This window comes from Acidovorax sp. NCPPB 3576 (assembly GCF_028473605.1).
In the GTDB taxonomy this organism is placed as follows: domain Bacteria; phylum Pseudomonadota; class Gammaproteobacteria; order Burkholderiales; family Burkholderiaceae_C; genus Paracidovorax.
In genome coordinates, this window is sequence record NZ_CP097267.1 from 1058099 (window position 1) to 1083168 (window position 25070).

Genomic DNA, 25070 nt, shown 5'->3' on the forward strand with positions numbered 1-25070 from the left:
TTCAACCCCCCTGCCGGGCCTGCGGCCCGACCTGGCACATTCCTTAGCCTCCCCATCATGCTGCTCATCCCCGCCATCGATCTCAAGGACGGACACTGCGTGCGCCTCAAGCAAGGTGACATGGACCAATCCACCACCTTCGGAGAAGACCCGGGCGCCATGGCCCGCAAGTGGGTGGAAGCCGGGGCGCGACGCCTGCACCTGGTGGACCTGAACGGCGCCTTCGCCGGCACGCCCAAGAACTACACGGCCATCAAGTCCATCCTGAAGGAAGTCGGCGACGACATTCCCGTGCAGCTCGGCGGCGGCATCCGCGATCTGGATACGATCGAAAAGTACATCGACGGCGGCCTGCGCTACGTGATCATCGGCACCGCCGCCGTGAAGAACCCCGGGTTCCTGAAAGACGCCTGCAGCGCCTTCGGCGGCCACATCATCGTGGGGCTGGATGCCAAGGACGGCAAGGTCGCCACCGACGGCTGGAGCAAGCTCACGGGCCACGAGGTGGTCGATCTGGCCAAGAAGTTCGAGGACTGGGGCGTGGAGTCGATCATCTATACCGACATCGGCCGCGATGGCATGCTGTCGGGCATCAACATCGATGCCACGGTCAAGCTGGCGCAATCGCTCAGCATCCCCGTCATCGCCTCGGGCGGCCTGGCCAACATGGCCGACATCGACCAGCTGTGCGCGGTGGAGGGCGAAGGCATCGAAGGCGTGATCTGCGGCCGTGCCATCTATTCCGGCGACCTGGATTTCGCCGCGGCACAGGCCCGAGCGGACGAATTGAACGGCGCTGCCTGACGCCTTCGGTCAGGCCGCCCCAGGATGCCTTGCGGCGGCTGAGGCGGGTTTTCAGGCACAGGCACTTGCAAGTGTCCCGGTGCCGGGCCGTCCGTGCCATCGGTCCGGCGGCTTCCCCTCCAACGCGATAACCCGCCGAGCGCCGGGCACTCTTCAACGCTCGGCGCCTGCCTGGGTCAACATCCCGTGACGGCGCGCCCCTGATTCACTGCGGCCACCGTCTGCAGCAGGTTCGTCCAGTACGAAGGCAGCGCATCCCAAGGGTTGCCCACGTCCGCCACCGGGTCGTATTCGAGGTTCGTCATGTAGATGGGGCCGGCGTTGTACCGGGCCGAGGCGGCGGTCTGCACGGCCCGTTGCATGTCGGCGCAGGTGGCGGTGTTGTGCACCAGCGAGCTTTGGCGGCTGTTGGCCAGGGTGTACAGCCAGGGCGCGGTGCGCGGGTCGTAGCTGGCATAGGTGCTGTTGCGGCCTTCGAAGGTGACGAGCACGTCGGCCACCGCGGCGTAGCCGGCGGCAGGCACCATGCCGGGGTTGCCGATCACGCGCAGGCTGGCATCCTGGGCCTTGATGTAGCTGTAGATCTCGCGGTAGAAGTCGAGCCGCGCTGTTTCGGACGCCATCTCGTCCAGGAAGATGCCGCTGATCGCCCCCCGCCCGAAGAGCGCGATGTAGTTGTCGATGTTGGCCTTGATGCTGGCCAGCGAACGCGAGCCCGTGCCGTAGCCGGTATAGACATAGCCCACGACCTTGCCGCCGGCCGACACGAAGGCGTTGACGGCGCTCACATAGCTGGCCTCCGCCGTGCTGAACACGCCGTTGTTGGGGTTCAGGATGGCGGTGACGGACACCGCAGGGTTCGCCGCCGCGCCGCTGGCCAGCAGCGCCCAGCCCTGGCCCGACGAAGGGTGGAAGTAGGCGGGCACCAGCACTTCCAGCGCCGCGGGTGCCGGGCGCAGGTACACCACGCGCGTGGCGGTGACCGACTGGCCGGACACGCTGGTGGTGGCGCTGATCTCCTGCCGGCCCGCCGCCGCGTTGGACAGGGTGGCCGTCGCCACGCCCGCGCGGGTGGCGCTGGTGGTCGAGAACGTGCCGGGCAGGGCGGAAAAGCTCACCGCCGTGCCATCGGCCGCGTCGGCACCGTTCACCGTGACGCGCGCCGTAACGGCCAGGGCGGCATTCGCGTTGAAGACGGCCTCGGCCTCCGGAGCGCTCAAGGTGATGGCAATGCTGGTCGGGGTGGGGGTCACCGGTGTCGAGGGGTCGGTCGATCCCCCTCCACCGCCGCCGCCGCAGGCGGCCAGCAAAGCGGCAAGGGACAGGCCGCACCAGCGGGTGAGGCGGGCAATGAGGGTGACGCGGGCGGGAATGCGGGGCATGGTGTGTCCTTGGCGGGCGATGAAGGGGATGGTGATGTGTCGGAGGGCAGTGGTGCAATCGGCGTGCGGGGGGCAGGCTGCGGATCAGCAGGTGGGCAAGGTGGCGCCGCGGTTGACCGAATCCACGGTGCCCAGCAGGCGGGTCCAGTAGGGCGGAAGGGTGTCCCAGGGGTTGCCTTCCTGCGTGTCGGGGTCGAACGTGTCGTCGGTGACATAGACCACGCCGCTGTTCACGCGCGCCGTGGCCGCCGAGCGCACGGCGGCCTGCATGGCCGCGCAGTCGGCCGCGTCGTGCACCAGGGCGTTCTGGCGCGTGTTGGCCATCTGGTAGAGCCACCCGCCGCTGGCGCGGGGGTCGTAGTCGGCAAACGCCGCGTTGCGGTTCTCGAAGGTCACGAGGGTGTCGGCCACGGCGGCATAGGCGGCGTTGGGCACGGTGCCCGGGTTGCCCACCACGCGCAAGGTGGCGCCCTTGCTCTTGATGTAATCGAAGAGCTGCCGGTAATAGGTGATCCGGCCTGGGGCGGACGACATCTCGTCGATGAAGAGCCCGCTCACCAGCCCGGTGCCGTAGAGGCTGAGGTATTTGTCGATGTTGCCCTTGACCTTGCTGATCGAGCGCGACCCATAGCCCGTGTACACATAGCCCAGCAGCTTGCCGCCCGCCCGCACGAAGGCCGTGGCGGCGGTGGTGAACTCGGGGTTGGCGCGGGTGAAGACGCCGTTGTTGGGGTTGAGGATGGCTGTGACGGTGACGGACGGGTAGGCGGCGGCACCTGCGGTCATGGCATCCCAGGGCGAGCCTTCCGAAGGGTAGAAATACGCGGGAACCAGCACTTCCATGGGCGCGGCGGCGGGCCGCACGTAGAGGGTGCGCGAGGCGGTCACGGCGCCGTCGCTCAAGGGCACCGATGCGCTCAGGGTCTGGCGGCCCAGTCCGGTGGGCGTGAACGTCGTGCCGGCCCCGCCGCCTTGTAGCGCAGCCACCGGTGGCGCAAAACTGCCCGAGGTGGCGGAGAAATCGACGGCCATGCCGTCGGGGATGGCACCCGTGCCGGCCTGCAACGTCAACGACACCGGTACGCTGGCCCCGAGATCGAACACGTCCTGCTCCGGCGGCGCGGCAAAGGCGGCTTGCGCGCCGGCCTTGACGGCTTCGGCCTTTTGCGAGCTGACCTCGGCTGCCTCATTGCCACCGCCGCCGCAGGCGGTCAGCAATCCGGCAAGCAGCCCGCAGACCGGCCAGATTCCCCTGCGCAGCGGTGCGCGGTCCGGCAAGGCACGGTGAATCGCGTTCGGCATGGCGCTCCCCTTTTTTCGTGCAATCGGTGGAATACCGTTTCGATCCATTGTCCACCGAACGCGCGCCGGGCTACTGCAGCATGAAGGTTTCGTACTCCAGCCGGTTGAGCTGGCGTGACAACAGGTACATGCCGGTGCACAGCGTGAGCAGCGTGGACAGCGCAAAGCCATAGCCGTACAGGGCCGCGCCGGCATACAGCGTGAAGCCGGTGAGCGCGATGTTCAGCAGCACGAACTGCACGCACAGCAGCAGCACGATGCGCCGCTGGTCCAGGTAGAAGAACACGTTCAGGATGGCCATCAGCCCCACCTGCAGGCCCGCGCCGATCACCTGCACGTGCAGCAGCGGCAGGTACAGCCGCGAGATGCCCAGCACGTCCAGCAGCGCCGGCCCGGCCACGAAGGTCACCAAAATGGCCAGCGTCTGGATCTTGCCGATCTCGCCCAGCCCCTGCTGGATCGAATAGACCATCTCGTCGCGCATGGCCTCGATGTATTCGAGCGAGCCGCCGCTGCGCACCGCGTCGTAGAACTTGTCGTAGTACTCGACGAAGTCGGTCTCGATGCGCACCAGGAACACCGCCATGCCCGGGATGATGGACAGGTAGGCCAGGAACACCGGAAGGTCGTAGATGAGCGATGCGCGCAGCCCGCCGATGATGTTCTGGGACGTCGGCGGGAAGTACCAGAACATGAACTTGTCGATCCAGATCCCGAAGTTGTACAGGAACCCGATGGCCACCAGCGACGGATACAGCAGCTTGCGCTCCGCGAAGTCGAACGCGATCAGCCGCCCCTTGGGGTTGAACTCCTGCACCACCAGAATCCACATGCCCGCCAGCAGCAGGTAGTTGCCCAGCACGAAGCCCGTCAGCAGCCCCTCCAGGCCCCAGGGGCGCATGAAGAGCGAGCCGATCACGATCACCGCGTAGGCCAGCCCGAACAGCAGCACGATCTCCTTGTAGCGCTTCATGCCGGACAGCAGCACCGTCAGCACCCACACGTCGCACATCAGGGTGAAGCCCGCCAGCATCAGCATGCGGTACACCAGCCCCAGGTTGGGCAGCAGCAGGAACAGCGCGACCGTGCCCAGGGCACCTGCCACCAGGGTGACCACCAGCAGCAGCCCGTGCAGGTTGGGCAGGATGAGGTCCTTGCGCTTTTCGAACAGCCGGTCCGACACGAAGCGCGTGAAGGCCAACTGCACCAGCCCCGTGAGAATCAGGCTGCCCGCCACCATGTAGGTAACCGAGGTCTGGAACTGCGTGACCAAAAAGCCCGGCACCACCACGCTGGCGCTGAAAATACCGATGAGCAGGATGCCCACGATGGAGAAGACCCACGGGCCCGAGCCGATGACGCCCGCATACGCGTAGGCCTGCACCAGGCTCACCAGGGTGTTCTTGCGCAGCATGCGGCGCAGTTCGAATCCGATGCCAGCCATCAGCGGGGGCCCTCCGTCTTCCGGAACGCGGTCTCGTACACGCTGCGGTAGCGGTCGAACATCATCGTGTCGGTGTAGTAACGCTCCACGCGCGCGATGGCCGCCCGGCTGGCACTCTCCCATGCGGCGGGGTCGTTGAGCAGCGACAGCGAGGCATCGGCCAGGCGCTGTGGGTCGGCGATCGGCACCACCTTGCCCGAGGCGCCGAGCGCCTTGTCGTCATCGTCCAGGCCTTCGATGAGCTGGCGGCACGAGCCCACGTCGGTGGACACGGTGGGCACGCCCGCGGCATAGCCCTCCAGGATCACCAGGGGCAGCGCCTCGCTGATCGACGAGAGGATCACGAGGCCGATGCGCGGCATGAGGTCTTCCACTCGCTGAAACCCCAGGAAGCGGATGTTCTGCTCCAGCCCCAGGCTGCGCACGAGGTTCGTGCACTCCTGCGCGTAGGCCGGGTCTTCCTCGGTGGGGCCGGCGATCCAGCCCTCGGCCTGCGGCAGCTGGTTGACCACGCGGCGCATGGCGCGGATGAAGGTCTTGATGTCCTTGATGGGCACCACGCGGCCGATGAGGCACAGCACCGGCGGCACCTGGGCCGGGCGCTTGTCGCGCAGCGGCGCGAAGCGGCCGAGGTTGATGCCGTTCGGTATGTTGAAGGTGCGCGACGCCTCGGCGCCGTCGGTCACCTGCCGCAGCCGGTTGGTTTCGTAGAGCGCGATGATCGGGTCGGCCGCCGCATAGCAGAAGTAGCCCAGCCATTCGAAGAACTGGATCCACATCTGGCGGAAATACGACAGCTCGGTCGGGTCGCGCTGGAAGACGTTTCGGTTGTCGCGGATCCACTCGCTCTTGAACAGGTCGATCTTGCGTTCCTTGGTGTAGATGCCGTGTTCCGACAGGATCAGCGGCACGCCGCGCGACTGCTCGATCAGCCCGCCGAGAAAGCCGGCGTAGCCGGTGGAGGCGCAGTGCACCACGCGCACCGGAATCAGCTGCTGCGCCACGCGGGCCAGGGTCCACAGCGGCTGGTACATGATGCGCACCGTCCAGAAGTAGTCCACGAACGACGGGTCGGTGCAATGGTCGCGGTAGCTCTTGCAGATGATCTCCCAGGCCCGCTCGCTGTAGAGAAAGTCTTCGAGCGGCAGGCGCCCGCCGGGCTGCATCTGCCTGGTGATATCGCGGAACGCGGCCATGGTCTGCGGGCTGCGGTCGCCCGTGCGGAACGACTCCACCAGGGTGTGCACCATGTCCAGGGCCGCACGGTCGCCCTTGCGCCGCGCGGGCAGCGTGCGCACGCCCAGGTGGTCGTAGAGGTAATGCTCCTCGAAGTGCACGACGTTCGGCGGCAGCTCGTACTTGAACGTGGAATAGTCCTCGCGGCGGCTGCCCAGGAAGACGATGGCAAAGCGGTACTCCGGGTAGGCACGGATGATCTGGTTGATCCAGCTGGACACGCCTCCACTCACATAGGGGAAGGTACCCTCCAGCAGCAGGGCCACATCCGCCTCGCTGGCTTTGGGCCCTGTCATGGCGTGCTCCAGTAATCGAGAACGGGGCGCAGCCGTGGCAGCGCGCGCCATTGGTTGAGCTGCTGCACCAACTCGCGCGTTTGCGCGAAGTCGCGCCGCTCAAAGCACAGTTCGGCCTGGTAGGGCAGTACGCGCGTGGCGGGCAATCCCAAGTTCCGGGCGAGCGCGTAGGCGGCTTCGGCCTCGTCCACGCGGCCCAGCAGGTGCAGCAGGCGGCCGCGGCGCAGGTTCAGTTGCGGATGGTCCGGCTGCTGCGCGAGCACCTGCTCGCAGTACTGCAGCGATTCCTTCACGGCATGGTCGCGCAGGTCGCCCTGCACCAGCTCCTGATAGACCAGCTCCCAGTACAGGTCGGACAGCCGGAAGGCCGATTCGACGGTGAGCGGCCCCGGCACGTCGCCTTCGGTTTCCCTGGCCAGGCGCAGCGCATCCAGTTCGCTGTCGATGGTGCGGTTGATGCGTTTTTCCAGCGTATCCAGCATGCCGTAGGCGAGCAGGCGCAAATCCTCGCTCGGATCGCTCAGCACCGTGCGCAGCAGGGGCGAGGCAATGCGGCCGGACACGTGCTGCAGCGCCACCATGGCGCGCATGCGCGTCTGCATCGGGGCCTGGCTGTTGCCCAAAAAGGACCGCAACCCGGACTGGCGAAAGCTCCCCTGCATGCGCTGGTGGCGATCGAATTCGGGCAGCCGCAGCGATTCGAAATCGCCCTGCGACGATGGGCTGCGATAGATGCGCAGCACCACGACGGCCGCGATGACCCCGACGAATCCGACGATGGGCACGGCATAGCTGAACACCGCCATCAGGCCCAGCACCGGCGCGCGCGGCCGGGCCTGGTCGCCTGACAGCAGGGGCAGCAGAAAGAAGGACAGCATCACGCAGGCCAGGGCATGCACCACCAGGTAGCTGGACAGGGCCGCATCCGTGTGGCCTTGCAGCAGCGCGGGCCCGCTCCAGGCGCCGATCTCCAGCAGCAGCGCGGAGATGGCGAACTTGAGGTTAAGCATGGGCCATTCCGTTCAGCCGCTGCAGCACGGCCAGGGGCTCGCCGTTCAGCGCGATGATGTGCGGGAACACGCCGGCCTCCGCCAGCGGCTTGCCGCTCTTTTGGCCCGACCAGATCTCCAGGCGGTTGATGTAGCCCTCGGCGGTGGCGTTGTCGCCCAGTGGCATCAGCATGGCCAGCACCTGGCGATCGTTGCCGGTGATGAGCCAGCTTTCGTCCAGCTCGCGTTTCAGCCGCTCGATCTGGCCCGGCAGGCCGGCCTCGATGGCGCGCGGCAGGAACTCCAGCGCCACGATCACGCTGGGCACCTTGGCCGTGTCGCGGATGTGGGCCAGGCGCTGCGCCTCGAAGGCGAAGTCGGCGGGGCACTGCGGCAGCTCCTTCAGGATCGGCGCGGCTACCGTCTGCATGGCCAGGCCGTCGGTGTAGTAGCCCAGCAGCAGGTTGATGGTCTGCAGGTTCTCGGCCTGCAGCGAGAAGAACGGCATGTCCTCGATCACCAGCAGCCCGTAGATCTCGCCCCCGAGGTCCAGCAACGGCGCGGCGGCGAGGTAGCGGGTCTGCTGCTGGTCCGCCAGCATCTGGCTCACGTGGCAGAGCTTGCGGGTTTCCAGTGCCTGCTGCACGAGCGGGTCGCGCTCGTGCAGCTCCGCGCCGCTGCCGATGCGGGCCACGGCCCGGGCCTCGATGCGGTCCTCGGTGGCGGCATACAGCGCCGCAGATTCGAGCTGGCAGTACTGGGCCAGCAGGCGCAGCAGGGTCTGCGCGCCCTGGGCCGCATCCTCTTCGGAACCGTTCAGCGCCTGCAGCGTGGACAGCGCGTCGCGCATGGACATCGGCCGGCCGATCAGCTCCTGCTCCAGGCGGTCGTGCGACAGGCGCAGCAGGTAGTACTGCCGCACCAGATGCTCCAGGCGCTGGTCGAGGTACAGCTGCACGTTCTCGGCGCGGCGGGTGCGTGCCTGCCAGAGGCTGGAGAACTCGCCCACCAGCATCACGAGGATCAGGCCCCCGAGAAAGAAGATCTGCGGAAAGGTGTCGTAGTGCCCGAAGTTGAGCGCCAGCCAGCCGGCCAGCAGCACGAAGGCACCGCCCAGCCCGGCCAGGGGGCCGTAGCGCAGGGCAACGATCACGGGTGCGAGCCAGGACCAGGGAAACGCGGCCTCGCTCCACAGCGGGTCGAAGGGCTCCAGCAGCATGCCCAGCGCGAGCGCGATGATCGGCAGCAGCAGCGTCTCTGCCAGCATGACCGCCGGGCGGGTGTCGGTGTCGGCCAGCTTGCCCAGCAGGTTGGTGGGCAGGTGGCGCACGCTCGGCGTGGCTGGCGGCTCGGGCGCAGCCGCCCCGACGGTGCGCCGCCGCTGCTCGGCCGACGAGGGGGTCTCTGATGCCATGGCTTCAGCGGGCGCGTGACAGGCCGGAGTCCAGCAGGTCGCGGATCAGCTTCTGCGCCACGCCGGACAGCGCTTCGCGGCTCCAGCCGCTCTTGCCGCCAGTGCCGCTCCAGATCGTGTCGCCGGAGGCCACATCGATGATCTGCAGCGTCACGCCCGCGGCGGGCTCGCCGTCCACGCCGACCTTGTAGCGCCATTCGTCCACCGCCCCCGTGAGCGCGTATTTCGCCTGCTGCTCCCGCGCCCAGGCCAGCACTTCCTGCTGGCGCTTGGCGTCGCCCGCATCGAACAGCGCTTCCTGCTGCGTGCTGGTGGGGTAGCGCTGGATGCGGCCCACGCCGCGCGCATGCAGCAGGGCCTGCGCGATGGCCTCGGCGCGGTTGCCGGCCAGCGGGGTCTCGGTGTGGTTGGCGAACGGCAGCACCACCCAGGTGGCGTTGCGCTCCAGCGCCGGGGGCTCGCCGCGGTCGATGGTGGAGCAGGCGGCCAGCAGCAGCAGGGCGCCGCCGGCGGCGATGACTTGCAGGCGTTGCAGCAGGGTGCGGTGGTGTTGCATGGTGGATTCCTTTGAAGACGACATCAGAAGTGGAGACGGTAGGTGAACAGCAGGCTGCGCGTGAGGCCCTGCAGCTGCAGGCCCGATTTGCCCACGCCCCAGCTCAGGCCCAGGTGGTCCGCGCCGAGCACGCTGCCCGCCATGCCCAGGCGCAGTTCGTAGCCCGGGCCCAGCACGCTGTGCCAGGTGCGGCTGGCCGTGGCGAAAGGCAGCAGGGCGCGCGTGTATTCCTGCTCGTAGCGCATGTTGGTGGACACCTGCAGGCCGTAGAAGCTGAAGCTCTCGGGCAGGAAGAAGTCCTGCCCCAGCGGGCCGGCGTTCACCGGCACGTAGCGGCGCACTTCCAGGTCCCGCGGCGCGAGCGTGCTGAGGTCGCGCCGCGAAAAATCGTGGTGCGACCAGAACGCACCGAACTCCAGCAGCGGCGTTTCCTGCCGGTAGGTGTGCGTGTAGTTGATCGAGGTGTGCCGGCCATTGCCCAGCGAGGCACCGGTCTGCAGGGTGTAGCGCTCGTCGGCATAGCCCAGGGTGAACTGGTCCTGCCGCGTGGCCTGGTAGCGCAGGCTGGCGCCGGCGCGGTCCTTCCTTCCGGCGATGCGCAGCGCCAGGCTTTCCTGGCTGGGCAGCTGCATGCCGAGCTCCATCCGCAGGGTCAGCCGGTTGTCGATGCGCTGCTCGTGCTCGACCTGCAGCGGCGTGTAGGCCAGAAAGCTCTCGCGGCGGCCGGCGCGGAACATCGTCTCGCCGTCGGGGTGGCGCCAGCGCACCTGCACGTCCAGCGCGCGCTCGTCGGGCGGATTGCGCACCACGAGCGCGCTGGTGGCATGGCGGCGGATGCTGATGAAGTTCACGTCCATGGCGAGCCGCGGGCTGATGGCGATGTGGAACACCGCGTCGGCCTCGCTCTCGTCCATGCCGCCCAGTTGCTGGTACTGCAGCTTGGTGCCCGCGTGGTCGCTGAAGGCCAGCAGGCTTTCGGTGAGCTGCAGGTGCAAGGGCTGGTCGTCGTGCTGGTCCTGCTGGGCGTCGAAGGCGGCGGTCTGCGCGAGGCGGATGTCGTCCACGGCGCGCGCTGCATTCACGCGGTCGTAGCGGGGCAGGCGTTCGTCGAACTCCTGCAGCAGCTGGCCGGTGGCGGCCTTGTCGTCTTCGGCCAGCGCCACCGTGATCTCGGCCCACAGCGGGCGGTTGCTGCGCACGCCGCGGCTGCGGGCGTACTGGTGCCACAGGAAGCCGCGCTCGGCCGTGTATTCGCCGGCGTCCTGCAGCCAGCCGATGGCCGTCTCGGCCGCCGCGTTGGACATGCCGCCCTGGGCGTCGCGGTCCAGGCGCAGCAGTTCGCGCAGCACGTCGACCGAGGGGTCGCCGGGCCGCTGCGTGAGGAACAGCCGGGTGCGGGCGATGCGCCGCGTCTGGTCCAGGCCTTCTTCGGTGAGCCAGCGCTGGCGCGCCTGCGCCGGCGTGAGGCGCACGCCGCCGTCGCCCTTGCGCACCGACTTCCATTCGCGCGACAGCAGTTCGCGGCGCAGCCGCCACGAGCGGTCGGACTGCTGGTTCTGGTCCAGCGCGTCGGCGTAGTTCATGAGCCACAGGAAGTCTTCCTGGTGCTCCTTGAGGTGCGGCGTGAGGTAGCGGTCCAGCGCCACCTGCGGCAGCGACAGGGCCTGGTAGGCCGCCGCCAGCGCATCGTGCACATCGCTGTCGCGTGCCCAGCTGCGCTCCTGCGTGGCCAGCAGGGTGCGCAGCGAAACGGCATCGTTGCTGTCGATGAACAGCCACATCAGCGCCTGGCGCATCTCCGACGAATCGGGGCTCAGCCGCAGGCCGGCTTCGAAGTGCCGACGCGCCTCGGGCAGGTTGCCGGTGTTCTGGTAGTAGGTGCCGGCCAGCCGCAGGAACTCCGGAATCTGCCACAAGCGCGCCAGCGAGCGCCGGGTCGCCGTGGGGCTCGCGTCCAGCTGGGTGAGCAGGGGGCCGAACGCCTCCCACCGGCTGCGGCCGGAATACAGCGCCAGGGCCTCGACCAGGTAGCGCGGCTCGTCGAACCGCTGCCAGGCCAGCACGGACACCCGCGCGGCTTCCAGCGGCTGGTCGGTGATGAGCAGGCGCACCAGGGCGTCGAAGTCCGACACATCCGTGCCCTTGGTTTCCACCAGGCGCCGGTAGGCCTGCACGGCCAGGTCGTTGCGCTCGCGGCTTTCGGCCAACTGGCCCGTGAGCCGCCAGAAGTCGGTTGCCATGTCCTGCGCGGGCAATTGCTGCTGCTGGGCCGTCTCCAGCCACTTCAGGCCTTCGTCGGGCCGGCCGTGGGTGAGGGCGAGAATGGCCGCGCGCATGGCGCGGGCGGGCGTCACCTGCGCCTTGTCGGCCAGCAGGCGGCGCCAGTTGTCGAGCGCGAGCGTGGGCTGGCCCGCGCGTTCGGCGAGGTTGGCCAGCAGTTCCACCGCCTGCGGGCTCTTGGCGTGGTCCTTCAGATAGTCGATGGCGGGCTGTGGCTCGCCGATGCGCTCGTAGGCATCCACCAGCGCGCGCACCAGGTTGAAATCGTCGGGCCGGCTGCGCAGCTGGTGGCGCAGGGCCTGCACCAGGGCGCTGTCGTCGAACTGGCCCGGCGCCAGGCGCAGCACGGCCTGCCATGCGGCTTCCTTCTGCGTCTGCCGGGCGATGAAGAGCCAGTTCTCCAGCGCCGGGGTGGGGCGCTGCGTCCATTCGGACACCTGGGCCAGCCGTTCGCGCCACGCCAGGTCCTGCGGCTGCTGCTGCACGGCGGCGTTGGCCAGCGCCCAGGCGTCGTCCAGCTTGCGGTTTTCGAGGAAGACCTCGTAGCCCAGCGTATAGATCTTGTCGTCGAAAGGCAGGCCGGGCGGTGGCACGTTGCGCGGCGCAGGCCGCGCGGCAGGGGTCGCCGGCGGGGTTTCGGCCGCCTGTGCCATGCGCTGCAGGCGCCACGGCCCGGCGGGCACGGTGTCGGGCGCCTGCAGGCGCAGCCACGGCGGCACCATGAGGTGAGCGCCGTCGTCGTATCGGTGCTGCGGCGCGGCAGCCGCAGGGGTCAGGGGGCGCAGCAGGGCGCCCACGGGCCGCATGGCTTCGGCATCGTCGCCCTGGGCCAGGGCGCTCGACGGTGCCGGCCAGGGCGGGCTGAGCGAAATGCGCAGCAGGCGCCGCACATAGTGGTCCGCCACCGCGGGCTTGCCGGCGGCGCGGGCCAGGTTGGTGATCATGAGCAGCGTCTGCGGGTCGTCGGCCAGGGGGCCGATCTCGCGCTCGGCCAGGGCCAGGGCGGCCACGGGCTGGTTGCCCGACTGCAGCGTGCGCACGGCGGCCAGGTAGTACGCCTTGGCCTGCTCCGCATCGGGCGTGACCTGGCGCGCCAGCATGTACAGCTCGGCGCTGCCCGCATAGTCGCCCGTGCCCAGCGCTTCCTTGGCGGCCCGCTCGTACAGCCGCGCTGCCTCGCGCGGGTCCTTGGCCTCCTGCGCCAGCTGGCGGCTCATGGCGACGCCGGTGGCGCGGTCTTCCATTTCGCCCGCGCGGCGGGCCAGCAGCAACTGGCGGTCGGCGGGCCACTTTTCCCTGGCCAGGGCCTGGAGCTGGCGCTTGAGGCCCTCGCGCTGGGCTTTGCGGCGCTCGGTTTCCTTTTCGGGCGTGCGCTGGTATTCGGCGTACGAAAGGTCCCACAGGCTCCACAGTGCATCACGGTGCAGTTCCGGGTCGCTGGAGTCCAGCGCGGGCTGCAGGGTGGCCCGCGCGTCCGCCATCTCGCCCACGGCGATCTGGCGCTGCGCCAGCAGCAGGCGCAGGCGGGGGTTGTCGGGATCGCTGCGCAGCAGGTTGGTCAGGTAGGCCACCGACAGCGCGATGTCAGTGGTTTCGGAGAGGCGCCGCTCCAGATCCTGGCGGGGATACAGCAGCCACAGCCCCCCGCCGACCATGCTGGCCAGCAGGGCGATCAGCCACGAAGGCGCCAGGACGGGGCGCTCAGCGGGCTGGGCACTGGAGCTGGATTTGCGCAGCAGCATCGGCGATCCGGAATTGTTGAACGTCCGGGCCGGCCTGGACGGCCGCCCGCGTGGGGGTGAGCAGTTTCTGGTTGGCGCGCACCTGGCAGTTGCCGGCCGCGGCCACGCTGAATGCGAGCGGGGCGTGGGCCTTCAGCGTGAACTCGGTGCGCTCGCCCTGGTCGCGCACGTTCCAGTCGCCGATGCGGCCATTGGCATCGAACAGGTAAGGGCCCTGCGCCACCACGGCGGGCGCGCTGGCCGTGGCCGCAGGCGCCGCGGCGCCGGCCTCGGCCGCCGCCCCGCGGGTCTGCACCCACGCCGCGCTGCCGGTCAGGTGCACGTAGGTGCCTTCGGCGCCGGCGCGGTAGCCCGCCACGCCCTGGCTGGCCTGCACCAGCGGCGTGCCGAGGGACGGGGGCAGGCGCAGCGTGCGCAGTTCGCCGTCGCCGCGCACGCGCCAGCCTGCGCCGTCGCGCGCCAGCGCATAGGTGTGGAAGTCGCGCACCTTGCGGATGAACTCCGAGGCGAACACCGGGTGCAGCGGCTGGGCCACCGCCCAGTCGTACACCTTGCGCAGCACGTTCAGGCCGGCGCGCTTGGTGGTGGAATACACGTGGTAGTAGATGTCCACGGGCTTGATGCGGCGGGGCGTTTCCGTCATCTCGAAGCTCTGCAGCACCTGCTCGTAGCCGTAGTACGGGCCGCGCCACAGGTTGGTGTAGATGTTCTCGTTGGTGATGGGGGCGTACACCTGCAGGTAGCCGTTCTTCTGGATGCCATGCGCCCCCACCGCCGTGAGCGAGGGGTTGGTGCGGGTGATGGACGTGTCGCCGCCGTTCATGTTGAGCAGGCCCGCGCGTTCGGTGATCTCCAGCGCCTCGGCGCCCGGTGCCGTGTCGCCGGACCACAGCAGGATCTTGACCTTCTTGTCCGGTGGCGCGAGGCGGCTGTTGATGTATTCGGTCGAGCCCACGATCTCGCGCTTCAGGTCCATCGTGTAGCCCGGCACCTCCAGGCTCATGGCGGCTTCGGAGTTCTCGCTGAACAGCCCGTGGCGCACGCTTCGGTCCCACAGGAAGGGGTGCGAGTAGGTGTGGCTGGCGATCTCGACATGGGGCAGGCGGAACATGCGCCGCGCGATGTCCTCCAGCTCCTTGCTCATCTCCGGGTGCAGGCCGTGCGGCGCGATCTCGGCCTCGATCACGGACATGGTCTGCGGCACGGTGCGGTATTTCTCGAATACTTCCTTGAGCAGCACCAGCCCGGCGTTGGGGCTGCCCGGCAGTTCGGCCAGGGACGGGAAGCCGTCGCCGTCCACGTGCGAGAACATCAGGCGGCGGCCGTTCTCGGTGGTGACGTCCGGCACGGGAATGGGCGGCAGGCGCAGCGCCTGCGTGAGGAAGGCGAAGGGGTCCACCACCCAGCGCGCATAGTCGGTGCCCGGCACCTCCACCACCACGAAGGGGTCCACCACGAAGCCGCCCCAGGGCATGATCGCGCCGCCCACGAAGGACTGGCCGCGCTGGTCCTTGAACTCCACCAGGGAGCGGCCCGCCTGCACCGGCACGCCGTTGCGCATGACGGGCTCGAACTGCGCCCGGGCCGCCGGCTCCACCGCCATCTCGAAGCCCATCATCGGGTCCTGGACCACGGATTTCTGCGTGCCGCGCGGCGGCATGGCATTTCCCTGGATGCCCAGTTTTTCGTTGAGCTGGCGGTCCAGCGCGAAGCCGAAGTTGCCGAACACCGCCAGGGGCGTGCGCTCAGCGAGCCGGGCCTGCAGCCACTGGTTCATCGCCTTGGTGCGGGTCTCGGGCAGGAAGCCGGAAAACCAGGTCACGATGCCCGCGTAGCGGTCCTGGTACACGCCTGCGGGCAGTTCGTTGCGCACGTCGGCATAGTCCACCACGTAGCCCATGTGGTTGAGCGGCATCTGCAGGAAGCGATGGGCCGCGGCGTAGTTCAGCGCCGGGCTTTCGCCGCCGTAATAGACCACCAGCACCCGCCGCGGCACCACCTCGATGCTGCCGATGCCGACGGTGTGCACCTGGCTGTCCGTCACCCAAGGGATGAAGCCCAGGTCCTTGATCTTCTGCGCCGTGGCGCGCGTCAGCTCGCGGTCCGCGGGCGGCACGTAGTCGATGGCCAGCACCGGCAGGCCGTCGCGCTCGCGGATCGTGCGCAACTGGCCCAGCAGCCATTCGCGGTCTTCCGCCTTGACGGGTTCGTAGCGCTGGGCCCCGGCGTTCCAGCCCTGGTATAGCGACTCGGCCGCCACCATCTGGATCTTGTCCTTGACCCGGGGAACGACCTCGAACCCGCGGTTCAGGATGAGCCGGATGCCGGGAAAGCGCTGGTGCAGCAACTCGATCACGCGCACGATGCCGGCCTGCTGCGCCGCCTCGTCGAACTGGTTGGCGAGCCGGTACGAGTCGAGCGTGTCGAGGAAAAAGCCGCGGTAGCCGCTTTGCCACAGCGGGCCCACCACGCGGGAGGCGAAGAACTCGGGCCAGTCGGCCGGCGTCTGGTCGATCACCTCGGAATTCCAGGCGCCGTTGCGGGCCAGCTTCCACGCCGCGGGGATGTCGCCGTAGTAGGGCCGTGACGACTGCACCTCCGCCACCGAGACGTAGGCATACAGCTCGCTGCCGCTTTGGCGGTAGGCCACCGGGTCCTGGCCATGGCCGGGTTCGACCACCACGATGTCGAACACTTTCAGTTCCGACAGCGGGGCCGCCGGGCCGTAGTGCAAGGCCACGGCTGGCGCAGCCGCCGACACCCAGGCCGGTAGCGCCAGAAATAGGCTCAAAAACAACAGTCGTAACGTGAGTTGCACGGCAGTCAACGGTGGGATTGCAAAAGATGAAACGGTTCGGGAGCAGGAAATCTCTTTCGGATCACTGGGTCTGCAACCGTGGAAGCTGTGGTTCTTCCGTGGTGAATGCTGCTACTTATAGACACATTGGCGTGGAAAAGGGAGGTGGATACACCTCCGTATTAATAAAAACAATCGACACAATAGCTTTCATATGCCCTCATTCCACAACGAAGGCGGTCCCGGAGTTAAATATCAGGAAGGTTCGGCGTCCCAGGGTTGACGTGTCGCCGTGTTTATGTTGTCCGGAAATGGGCCGCTCCCGAGCGCGCACGGGACGTGTACGCAGGGCGGAGGCGTTCGGTTTCAAAAAGGAGAAATTTCGTGATCCTCGTCACAGGCGGGGCCGGTTTCATCGGCTCCCACACTTGCGTCGCGCTGGCAGCCGCCGGCATTCCCTATCTCATCCTGGACAACTTCGGCAACAGCCGCCGCTCCGTGCTGGACCGCCTGGCCCGCATCACGGGCAAGGCGCCCGAATGCATCGAGGGCGACGTGCGCGACGAGGCCCTGCTGGCGCGCCTCTTTGCCGAGCACCCCATCGAGGCGGTGGTGCATTTCGCGGCGCTCAAGGCGGTGGGCGAGTCGGTGCGCCAGCCACTCGCCTACTACGACAACAACGTGGCCGGCACCGTGGTGCTGCTGCGGGCCATGCAGAAGGCGGGGGTGCGGTCGCTGGTGTTCTCCTCGTCGGCCACGGTGTACGGCGAACCCGCCTCGGTGCCGATCCGCGAGGATTTCCCGCTGTCGGCCACCAACCCCTACGGCTGGACCAAGCTCATGATGGAGCAGGTCCTGGCCGACGTGGACACGGCCGAGCCCGGCCAGTGGCGCATCGCGCGGCTGCGCTACTTCAACCCCGTGGGCGCCCATGAAAGCGGCCTGATCGGCGAAGACCCGCAGGACGTGCCCAACAACCTGCTGCCCTACGTCGCCCAGGTCGCCGTCGGCCTGCGCGAGAGCCTGAGCGTCTATGGCGACGACTACCCCACCCCCGACGGCACGGGCGTGCGCGACTACATCCACGTGTGCGACCTGGCCGACGGCCACGTGGCGGCGCTGCGCTACCTGCGCGAGCACCCCGGCCTGCTCACCGTGAACCTGGGGACGGGCCGGCCCGTGTCCGTGCTGGAGATGGTGCGCGGCTTCGAGCGCGCGAGCGGCCGCCCGGTGCCCTACCGCGTGGTGGCGCGCCGGCCGGGCGACGTGGCCCAGTGCTGGGCCGACCCGGCCCTGGCCGAGCGGCTGCTGGGCTGGAAGGCCCACCACGGCCTCGATCGCATGTGCGCCGACGCCTGGCGCTGGCAGGACGGGGCGGCGCGCACGCTCTGACGCGCCGCGGGCTCAGGCAGGCGCCTGCGCAGGGGCGCCGTCGCCGCGCGGCGCATCGGGCTCGGTGTCCAGCGTGGCGGCGTGCACGGCCGCTTCTTCCTCGGACAGCAGGGCGCCTTCCCACTTGGCCACCACCGCCGCGGCGATCGAGTTGCCCACCGCGTTGGTCGCCGAGCGGCCCATGTCGAGGAAGGTGTCCACCCCGAGGATCAGCAGCAGGCCGGCCTCGGGAATGTTGAAGTGGTTGAGCGTGGCGGCGATCACCACCAGCGAGGCGCGCGGCACGCCCGCCATGCCCTTGGAGGTCAGCATCAGGATCAGCAGCATGGTCACCTGCGTCTCCAGCGGCAGGTGGATGCCGTAGGCCTGCGCGATGAACAGCGTGGCGAACGTGCAATAGATCATCGAGCCGTCGAGGTTGAACGAGTAGCCCATCGGCATCACGAAGCTGGAGATGCGGCGCTTCACGCCGAACCGGTCCAGCGCGTCCAGCAGCTTGGGGTAGGCCGCCTCGGAGCTGGCCGTGGCGAACGACAGCAGGAACGCCTCGCGGATGTTGCGCAGCAGCACCACGATGCGCTTGCCCAGGGCCAGGTAGCCGGCCAGGATCAGCAAGGCCCACAGGACGAACAGCGCCAGGTAGAAGTCCACCATGAAGACCGCGAACTTCAGCAGGATGCCCAGGCCGTTCACCGCCACGGTGGCGGCCATGGCCGCCAGCACTGCCACGGGGGCGAACTTCATCACGTAGCCGGTGATCTTGAGCATCACGTGCGACAGCTCCTCGATGCCGCGCACCAGCGTGCGGGCCTTTTCGCCCAGCGCCGCCAGGGCGATGCCGAAGAACATCGAGAACACCACGATCTGCAGGATCTCGTTGTTGGCCATGGCCTCCACGAACGAGCGCGGCACCAGGTGGTTCACGAAGTCCTTGAGCGTGAACTTGGACGTCGCCAGGTGCGCGGACTGCCCCGCATCCGGCAGCGCCAGCCCCATGCTGGCGCCCGGCTGCAGCACGTTCGCCAGCACCAGGCCCAGCAGCAGCGACACCAGCGACGCCGTGAGGAACCACCCCATGGCCTTGGCGAACACCCGGCCCACCGACGACGCATCGCCCATGTGGGCGATGCCCACCACCAGCGTGGAGAACACCAGCGGCGCGATCAGCATCTTGATGAGGCGCAGGAACACGTCCGAGGCGATGGAGATGTAGCCCGCGATGCGCGTGGCCTCCTCCGGCTGGAGCACGTTGGTGTGGATCAGGTGGCCGATCACGATGCCGAGCGCCATCGCGACGAGGATGCCGACCGCGGGCGGGAGCTTTCTTTTCTTGGGCTGCATGGGTGACAGGGCGCGGCCGGTGTGCCCCGAAACGGGGACTCGGCGATGCACCGATTTGGGGAAAAACCCGCGATTGTGCTGCATGTGGGCCGGCGCCCTGCCACCTGCCCCGCGGCCCCGCCCAGCGCATGGCGGGCTCCTACAATCGCCGGATGACCGCCACCCCGCCCGTGCCGCCCTCCGCGCGCTCCGTGACCTTCCATGGCCTGCCCGCGCTGCAGCTGGCGCTGCCGACGGGCGAGACCGCCACCGTGGCGCTGCAGGGCGCCCAGGTGCTGTCCTGGACAGGCCCGGGCGGCGACGAGCGGTTCTTCCTGAGCCCGCGCGCCGCCCTGGACGGCCACTCGCCGATCCGCGGGGGCGTTCCCGTTTGCTTTCCCCAGTTCAACCAGCGCGGCCCGCTGGCCAAGCATGGCTTTGCGCGCACCTTGCCCTGGCGGGTGGAGCGCCGCAGCGGCGCAGGCGAGGGCGGTGCCGAGGCGGCCCGCGCCGTGTTCGCGCTGGACGACACGCCCGAGACGCGGGCCTGGTGGCCCCACGGGTTCGCGGCGCGCCTCACGGTGGAGCTGTCCGCCGAACACCTTTTGCTCGACCTGTCGGTGCGCAACACCGGCACCACGGCGTGGGATTTCACCGCCGCGCTGCACGGCTACTACCGCGTGAGCGACATCGCCGCCACCCGCGTGGAGGGGCTCGACGGCTGCGCCCGCTGGGATTCGGTGGCCGACGTGCATTCGGTGCAGCAGGGCCCCGTGGCGTTCGACGGCGAATACGACTGCATCTTCTCGGCCGCGCCCGCGCCGCTGCGGCTGCACGCGGGCGACCACGCGCTGACCCTCGCGCAAAGCCCGTCCTGGGGCAACACGGTGGTCTGGAACCCCGGCGCCGCCCTGTGCGCGAAGCTGGCCGACCTGCCCCCCGACGGCTACCGGCACATGGTGTGCGTGGAAGCCGCCTGCATCGACCACCCCGTGCACCTGGCGCCCGGCGCCGGCTGGTCGGGCTGGCAGCGCCTGGGGGCCGGCTGAACTGCCCGGCACTGCCTGAACCGCACCCTCAACCGTTTCTTTTTTCGGAATCTCCATGCTTGCCAAACGCATCATTCCCTGCCTCGACGTGACCGGCGGTCGCGTGGTCAAGGGCGTCAACTTCCTTGAACTGCGCGACGCGGGCGACCCGGTCGAGATCGCCGCGCGCTACAACGGCCAGGGCGCCGACGAGCTGACCTTCCTGGACATCACCGCCACCAGCGACGGGCGCGACCTCATCCTGCACATCATCGAAGCCGTGGCCAGCCAGGTCTTCATTCCGCTGACCGTGGGCGGGGGCGTGCGCACGGTGGAAGACGTGCGCCGCCTGCTGAACGCGGGCGCCGACAAGACCAGCTTCAACTCCGCCGCCATCGCCAACCCGGACGTCATCAGCGCGGCCTCGGCCAAGTACGGCGCGCAATGCATCGTCGTGGCCATCGATGCCAAGCGCCGCCAGGGCGAGGACCTGCAGGCGCGCGGCGAGGGCTGGGACGTGTACAGCCACGGCGGGCGCAAGAACACCGGGCTGGACGTCCTGCAATGGGCCACCGAGATGGCGCGGCGCGGCGCGGGCGAGATCCTGCTCACCAGCATGGACCGCGACGGCACCAAGTCCGGCTTCGACCTGCAGCTCACCCGCGCCGTGAGCGACGCGGTCAGCGTGCCGGTGATCGCCTCGGGCGGCGTGGGCAACCTCGACCACCTGGCCGACGGCGTGCAGCAGGGCGGGGCGGATGCCGTGCTGGCCGCCAGCATCTTCCACTACGGCGAATACACCGTCGGCCAGGCGAAAGCGCGCATGGCCGAGCGGGGCATTCCGGTGCGGCTGTGAGGGTGCGCCGCGCTCTGTTTCGTGCCGGTGCCGCAGCGTGCCTGGCCGGCATGGTGGTCGCCGTGCTGGCCGGCTGCGCGCAGGTGCCGCGCAGCGGCGGCGCCACGCCGCCCCCGGCGTATGCATCGGGCTACTTCGACCGCGCTCCGTGCGCCGACCGCATCGGCCGCTGCTTCGGCGCCACCATCGGCGGCCAGCCGGTGGAGGTGATCGCCACGCGCGAGGAATTCGAGCGCCTTCGGGCGCAGCTGCGTGCGCTCAACGGCGGCGTGCGCGATGTGTACTGGACCGTGCGCCGCCCGCTCGGCAGCGCCGAAGCGCTCGATGTGAAGACCTTCGCCAACGATTTCGGCCGGGCCTACGTGGGCGAGCCCCGCGAAGAGGCCGACGTGACCGTGTACGCCCTCGATGGCCAGGACCTGGACAGCGAAACCGAGCACGTCGCCAGCCCCGACGTGCGCATCGGCGGCCGCCCGGCCGTGGTGCAGCAGGAAACGCTCACGCAGGACACCCTGCCGCCCGGCCGCTATGCCTTCGCCATCAAGTACCTGGGCCGCGCGAACTGGGACCGCAAGTGGGTCTTGCTGTCGGTGAAATGACGCGGCAATGGGGCTATGAACGAAAATGGCCTCCACCGCAATCAACACTAGGGCGTATTGCTATTAAATTAGTAGCAATCACGCATTTTTGCAATGCAGCGAACGACCGGAAATGAATCCATGAACTGGCTCGACGAAGTGAAATGGGATGCGCAGGGCCTGGTGCCCGCCATCGCGCAGGAGGCGGCCACGGGCGATGTGCTCATGTTCGCGTGGATGGACCGCGAGGCCCTGGCCAAGACCGCCGAACTGGGGCGCGCGGTGTATTTCAGCCGCTCGCGCGGCAAGCTGTGGTTCAAGGGCGAGGAATCGGGCCATGTGCAGACGGTGCACGAGATCCGCCTGGACTGCGACAACGACGTGGTGCTGCTCAAGGTGACCCAGCTCGGCCATGAGCCGGGCATCGCCTGCCACACCGGCCGCCACAGCTGCTTTTTCAGCGTGCTCAAGGACGGCGCGTGGCAGGCGGTCGATCCGGTCTTGAAAGACCCCGAGTCCATCTACAAATAACGGCAATGCCCATGACCATCCCCCTCACCGACGCCCCGGCCCCGCAGGCCCGCCCGTCCGAAGACGCGCTCGCGCGCCTGGCCGCCGTGATCGAAAGCCGCAAGCCCGCCCATGGCGGCGATGCGGACAAGAGCTATGTGGCTCGGCTGCTGCACAAGGGCCCGGACGCCTTCCTCAAGAAGATCGGCGAGGAAGCCACCGAGGTCGTCATGGCCGCCAAGGACGTGGACCACGGCGCCGACCCGTCCAAGCTGGTGTACGAAGTGGCCGACCTGTGGTTTCATTCCATGATCGCCCTCGCGCACTACGGCCTGACCCCGGCCGACGTGGTGGCCGAACTGGAGCGCCGCGAGGGCACCAGCGGCATCGAGGAAAAATCCCTGCGCAAGGCCCTGGCCCGCGCCAACGACGAAGGAGCGACCCCGTGAGCGACATCATCGACGTGGAACCGAACGAGCGGGCCGAATCGCTCAAGACCGTGGGGTGGATCAGCTACCTCCTGCACTTGATCGTCGCCGTGGGCGCCGTGATCCCGGGCGCGCAGCCGGGGGCCTTGCTGCTGGTCATCGCGCTGGTCATCGACCTGGTCAAGAAAAGCGATGCCGAAGGCACCTGGCAGGCCAGCCATTTCTCTTACCGCATCCGCACCGTGCTGTGGGCCGGCGTGCTCTACGTGGTGACCGCGCCGCTGTGGCTGCTGTTCATCGCGCCGGGCTGGATCGCCTGGGGCCTGATCTCCATCTGGTTCCTGTATCGCATCGTGCGCGGCATGGTGGCGATGAACAAGGGCCAGGCGGTCGATGCCTGAGGCGGCAGCCCCCAAGGCGCCGCGGCGGCTCAACCTCGCGCTGCAGGGCGGGGGCTCGCACGGCGCGCTGACCTGGGGCGTGCTCGATGCGCTGCTGGAAGACGGGCGCTTCACGCTCGACGGCATCAGCGGCACGAGCGCCGGCGCCATGAACGCCGTGGCCCTGGCCCATGGCTTCGCGCAGGCCGCCAAGGCGCATCGGCACGGCAGCGCCGACGCGGTGCACCGCGCCGGCTGCGAGGAGGCCCGGGCCACGCTCAAGCGGCTGTGGGAGGGCGTGGGCACCATGGGCAGCCTGCTGTGGGGTGTGCCACTGGCCTCCAGCCCCTTCATGGGCATGATGTCGCAGTGGCTCTCGCCCTACCAGACGAACCCGCTGGACATCAACCCGCTGCGCCGGCTGCTGGAGCGCGAGGTGGACTTCGACGTGCTGAGCGCCGCCCGCCACCCCCGCGTCTTTGTCTGCGCCACCAACGTGCGCACCGGGCGCGGCGAGATCTTCTCCGGCAAGACCCTGAGCGCCGACGCCGTCATGGCCTCGGCCTGCCTGCCGCTGATGTTCAAGGCCGTGCAGATCGGCGACCAGCATTACTGGGACGGCGGCTACTCCGGCAACCCGGCCCTGCATCCACTGATCTACAGCACCGAATGCAGCGACATCCTGCTGGTGCAGATCAACCCCATCGAGCACGCCGAGGTGCCCGACACCGCCTCCGAGATCATGGAGCGCATGAACGAGGTCACCTTCAACGCCAGCCTGCTGGCGGAGATGCGCGCCATCGAGTTCGTGCGGCGCCTGCTGGCCGAGGGCAAGCTGGATGCCGAGCGCTACAAGAGCGTGCGCATGCACCGCATCGACGGCGGCTCGCTGCTGGCGGGGTTCGGCTCGTCCAGCAAGACGCGCGCGGACCTGTCGTTCATCCGCCAGTTGTTCGAGCTGGGCCGCACCGCGGGGCAGCAGTGGATCAAGACGCACCAGGCCGACGTCGGGGTGCGGCCCACGGTGAACCTCGCCGACAATGCCTGACCCCGGGCCGCCCCGGCAACGATTCCTCTTTTTTCGACCCCACCATGCAGCACGATCCGAACTGCCTTTTCTGCAAGATCATCGCGGGCCAGATTCCCTCCAGGAAGGTGTACGAGGACGAAGACATCTTCGCCTTCCATGACATCCACCCCTGGGCGCCCGTGCATTTTTTGATGGTGCCCAAGGAGCACGTGCATTCCATGGCCGGCGTGACCGAAGCCCATGCCGGCGTGCTGGGCCGCATGATGGCGCTGGCACCCCGGCTGGCGCTGGAGCAGGGCTGCAATCCCTATCCCGAAGGCGGTTTCCGCATCGTGGTGAACACGGGAGTGGAAGGTGGCCAGGAAGTGCACCACCTGCACGTTCACGTGATGGGCGGCCCGCGGCCCTGGCTCAAAGGCTGAACCGGCGGCGGCCGGGAAGGGCTGTGCAGCCCGGGCGCCGCAGGGGTATGAACTTCCCCGTCATGCGGCGGGTCTAGAATGGTCCGTATTCGTTAGGAGATTGACATGGGTTCGTTTTCCATCTGGCACTGGCTGATCGTGCTGCTGATCGTGGTGATGGTGTTCGGCACGAAAAAGCTCAAGAACATGGGTTCCGACCTGGGCGGCGCCGTCAAGGGCTTCAAGGACGGCATGAAGGACGGCTCCGCGAGCGACGTGCCCCCGGCCACGCCCCCCGCAGGCCAGGTCGTCAACAACACCGCCGTTGACCCCAAGGGCACCACCATCGACGTCGAAGCCAAGCACAAGAGCTGAGCCCGCCGGCCGGCACTTCCTCCATGATCGACATTGGCCTGTCCAAAATGATGCTGATCGGCGCCGTGGCGCTGATCGTCATCGGACCCGAAAAGCTGCCGCGCGTGGCGCGCACCGTCGGCACGCTGCTGGGCAAGGCGCAGCGCTACGTGGCCGACGTGAAGTCCGAGGTCAACCGTTCCATGGAACTGGACGAGCTGCGCAAGATGAAGGAAACGATGGAAGGGGCCGCACGCGACGTGCACCAGACCATCCACACCAGCGCCAGCGACTTCGAGAAAGACTGGAACAACGACTTTTCCGGCACCGCGTCCGGCACGGGCACCGACCCCGCCGGTGTATCGTACGACGCGGCCGGCGACGCCAGCGTGGTGCCCGCGTACAAGCACCCCGGCAAGAACTGGCGCCTCAAGCGGGGCGCCACGCCGCAGTGGTACAAAGCCCGCAGCGGCGTGCGCACCAAGGCCCTGTCGGGCGCGGCGCGCGTGGCCCGCTTTCGGCCCCAGAAATTCCATTGATGGCTGCGCACC

The 25070-nt window shown here is 68.6% G+C and carries 22 protein-coding genes; 12 read left to right on the forward strand and 10 right to left on the reverse strand.

What is annotated here, in order from left to right:
* Positions 1 to 57 precede the first annotated feature (57 nt).
* Positions 58 to 804, forward strand: a complete 747-nt coding sequence (gene hisA / locus M5C98_RS04970; protein WP_272551345.1) for a 1-(5-phosphoribosyl)-5-[(5-phosphoribosylamino)methylideneamino]imidazole-4-carboxamide isomerase — start codon at positions 58 to 60, stop codon at positions 802 to 804.
* Between the two features lie 176 nt (positions 805 to 980).
* On the opposite strand, the gene M5C98_RS04975 is transcribed toward hisA, so the two are convergent.
* From M5C98_RS04975 to M5C98_RS05015, 9 genes are all read right to left on the reverse strand, one after another.
* Positions 981 to 2186 carry a spherulation-specific family 4 protein gene (locus M5C98_RS04975; protein ID WP_272551346.1) on the reverse strand — a complete coding sequence of 402 codons (1206 nt, stop codon included), beginning with the start codon at positions 2184 to 2186 and terminating at the stop codon, positions 981 to 983.
* A gap of 84 nt (positions 2187 to 2270) precedes the next feature.
* A complete protein-coding gene (locus tag M5C98_RS04980) occupies positions 2271 to 3488 on the reverse strand; it encodes a spherulation-specific family 4 protein (RefSeq protein ID WP_272551347.1) in 1218 nt (405 codons plus the stop codon).
* A gap of 70 nt (positions 3489 to 3558) precedes the next feature.
* Positions 3559 to 4932 carry an exopolysaccharide Pel transporter PelG gene (gene pelG, locus M5C98_RS04985; protein WP_272551349.1) on the reverse strand — a complete coding sequence of 458 codons (1374 nt, stop codon included), beginning with the start codon at positions 4930 to 4932 and terminating at the stop codon, positions 3559 to 3561.
* Entirely contained in the window at positions 4932 to 6464 is a 1533-nt protein-coding gene (pelF, locus tag M5C98_RS04990; protein WP_272551350.1) for a GT4 family glycosyltransferase PelF, read from the reverse strand. Before pelF ends, pelG begins: the two co-directional genes overlap by 1 nt.
* Positions 6461 to 7474, reverse strand: a complete 1014-nt coding sequence (locus M5C98_RS04995; RefSeq protein ID WP_272551351.1) for a tetratricopeptide repeat protein — start codon at positions 7472 to 7474, stop codon at positions 6461 to 6463. The genes pelF and M5C98_RS04995 overlap by 4 nt, the downstream gene beginning before the upstream one ends.
* Positions 7467 to 8867, reverse strand: a complete 1401-nt coding sequence (locus M5C98_RS05000; protein WP_272551352.1) for a PelD GGDEF domain-containing protein — start codon at positions 8865 to 8867, stop codon at positions 7467 to 7469. The genes M5C98_RS04995 and M5C98_RS05000 overlap by 8 nt, the downstream gene beginning before the upstream one ends.
* Positions 8868 to 8871: 4 nt before the next feature.
* Positions 8872 to 9423, reverse strand: a complete 552-nt coding sequence (locus M5C98_RS05005; protein WP_272551353.1) for a penicillin-binding protein activator LpoB — start codon at positions 9421 to 9423, stop codon at positions 8872 to 8874.
* Positions 9424 to 9446: 23 nt separating this feature from the next.
* A complete protein-coding gene (locus M5C98_RS05010; protein ID WP_272551355.1) occupies positions 9447 to 13445 on the reverse strand; it encodes a tetratricopeptide repeat protein in 3999 nt (1332 codons plus the stop codon).
* On the reverse strand, positions 13405 to 16263 hold the full coding sequence (locus tag M5C98_RS05015) for a bifunctional glycoside hydrolase 114/ polysaccharide deacetylase family protein (RefSeq protein WP_272551356.1): 2859 nt from the start codon (positions 16261 to 16263) through the stop codon (positions 13405 to 13407). Before M5C98_RS05015 ends, M5C98_RS05010 begins: the two co-directional genes overlap by 41 nt.
* A 363-nt stretch (positions 16264 to 16626) precedes the next feature.
* Here M5C98_RS05015 and galE point away from each other — a divergent pair, with 363 nt between their 5' ends.
* Positions 16627 to 17634 carry a UDP-glucose 4-epimerase GalE gene (gene galE, locus M5C98_RS05020; protein WP_272551358.1) on the forward strand — a complete coding sequence of 336 codons (1008 nt, stop codon included), beginning with the start codon at positions 16627 to 16629 and terminating at the stop codon, positions 17632 to 17634.
* A 12-nt stretch (positions 17635 to 17646) separates the two neighbouring features.
* Here the strand turns inward: galE and M5C98_RS05025 are convergent, their stop codons facing one another.
* Positions 17647 to 18975: a dicarboxylate/amino acid:cation symporter gene (locus M5C98_RS05025; RefSeq protein ID WP_272551359.1), complete on the reverse strand. Its 1329-nt coding sequence runs from the start codon at positions 18973 to 18975 to the stop codon at positions 17647 to 17649.
* Between the two features lie 152 nt (positions 18976 to 19127).
* Here M5C98_RS05025 and M5C98_RS05030 point away from each other — a divergent pair, with 152 nt between their 5' ends.
* From M5C98_RS05030 to tatB, 10 genes are all read left to right on the forward strand, one after another.
* A complete protein-coding gene (locus tag M5C98_RS05030; RefSeq protein ID WP_272551360.1) occupies positions 19128 to 20003 on the forward strand; it encodes a D-hexose-6-phosphate mutarotase in 876 nt (291 codons plus the stop codon).
* Between the two features lie 55 nt (positions 20004 to 20058).
* On the forward strand, positions 20059 to 20838 hold the full coding sequence (gene hisF, locus M5C98_RS05035; RefSeq protein WP_272551361.1) for an imidazole glycerol phosphate synthase subunit HisF: 780 nt from the start codon (positions 20059 to 20061) through the stop codon (positions 20836 to 20838).
* Positions 20839 to 20840: 2 nt separating this feature from the next.
* Positions 20841 to 21437, forward strand: coding sequence for a hypothetical protein (locus M5C98_RS05040; RefSeq protein ID WP_272551362.1), 597 nt, complete (start codon positions 20841 to 20843; stop codon positions 21435 to 21437).
* Between the two features lie 120 nt (positions 21438 to 21557).
* Positions 21558 to 21947, forward strand: a complete 390-nt coding sequence (gene hisI / locus M5C98_RS05045) for a phosphoribosyl-AMP cyclohydrolase (RefSeq protein WP_272551363.1) — start codon at positions 21558 to 21560, stop codon at positions 21945 to 21947.
* A gap of 11 nt (positions 21948 to 21958) precedes the next feature.
* Positions 21959 to 22375, forward strand: coding sequence for a phosphoribosyl-ATP diphosphatase (locus M5C98_RS05050; RefSeq protein ID WP_272551365.1), 417 nt, complete (start codon positions 21959 to 21961; stop codon positions 22373 to 22375).
* Positions 22372 to 22755 (forward strand): DUF4870 family protein, encoded by a 384-nt coding sequence (locus M5C98_RS05055; protein WP_272551366.1) that lies wholly within the window; start codon positions 22372 to 22374, stop codon positions 22753 to 22755. The genes M5C98_RS05050 and M5C98_RS05055 overlap by 4 nt, the downstream gene beginning before the upstream one ends.
* On the forward strand, positions 22748 to 23782 hold the full coding sequence (locus M5C98_RS05060; protein WP_272551368.1) for a patatin-like phospholipase family protein: 1035 nt from the start codon (positions 22748 to 22750) through the stop codon (positions 23780 to 23782). The genes M5C98_RS05055 and M5C98_RS05060 overlap by 8 nt, the downstream gene beginning before the upstream one ends.
* A 44-nt stretch (positions 23783 to 23826) precedes the next feature.
* A complete protein-coding gene (locus tag M5C98_RS05065; RefSeq protein WP_272551369.1) occupies positions 23827 to 24186 on the forward strand; it encodes a histidine triad nucleotide-binding protein in 360 nt (119 codons plus the stop codon).
* A 105-nt stretch (positions 24187 to 24291) separates the two neighbouring features.
* Positions 24292 to 24540, forward strand: a complete 249-nt coding sequence (gene tatA, locus M5C98_RS05070) for a Sec-independent protein translocase subunit TatA (RefSeq protein ID WP_272551370.1) — start codon at positions 24292 to 24294, stop codon at positions 24538 to 24540.
* A 23-nt stretch (positions 24541 to 24563) separates the two neighbouring features.
* On the forward strand, positions 24564 to 25058 hold the full coding sequence (gene tatB, locus M5C98_RS05075; RefSeq protein WP_272551371.1) for a Sec-independent protein translocase protein TatB: 495 nt from the start codon (positions 24564 to 24566) through the stop codon (positions 25056 to 25058).
* Positions 25059 to 25070: the final 12 nt, after the last annotated feature.